Origin of the sequence: Paraburkholderia sp. SIMBA_053, from assembly GCF_046534895.1 — a bacterium.
Lineage (GTDB): Bacteria > Pseudomonadota > Gammaproteobacteria > Burkholderiales > Burkholderiaceae > Paraburkholderia > Paraburkholderia caledonica.
Window position 1 is genome coordinate 1 of the sequence record NZ_JAWRXU010000130.1, and the last position, 435, is coordinate 435.

The 435-nt window shown below is 37.5% G+C and carries 1 protein-coding gene; it reads left to right on the forward strand.

Features of this window, described 5'->3' with window-relative positions; translation table 11 throughout:
* The coding region (locus SB753_RS34905) for a hypothetical protein (protein WP_410804598.1) at positions 1–424 on the forward strand (424 nt) is incomplete at its 5' end.
* Positions 425–435 lie beyond the last annotated feature (11 nt).

Here is a 435-nt window from a genome sequence, read left to right on the forward strand (position 1 = left end):
AACAGAGAGGTTGGATATTCCGGAAAATCCGAGTTTCACTTTCCAAACTATTTTACAAGTTGACATAACTACAACAATACCAGGAGAAAGAGTAAGGCTAGATTCAATGATTGAAACTGTAATTGACACTTTTAACGAAGGTACATTGTATACCTGTCGCTTAACTTTTAGGTTCACACGAACTGGAGATGTACAAATAATCGAGGCTGATTCACACGTAATCAATTTCGTTAAACCAGTAGGATCTAGTTCTGTTATAATTGATACCCAGAATTTAACGTGGACTGATATACCTCCAGGCCCAGGCACCTATACCTATTCTCTTGAAATTCGTCGTGGTACAGGTGTTTTTGAAAGCAATATAGATAGTGTTATAGTTTTAGCTAGGTCAATGGATGCCATTGTATTTCCGCCGTCTCCATAAATCAGTAACAA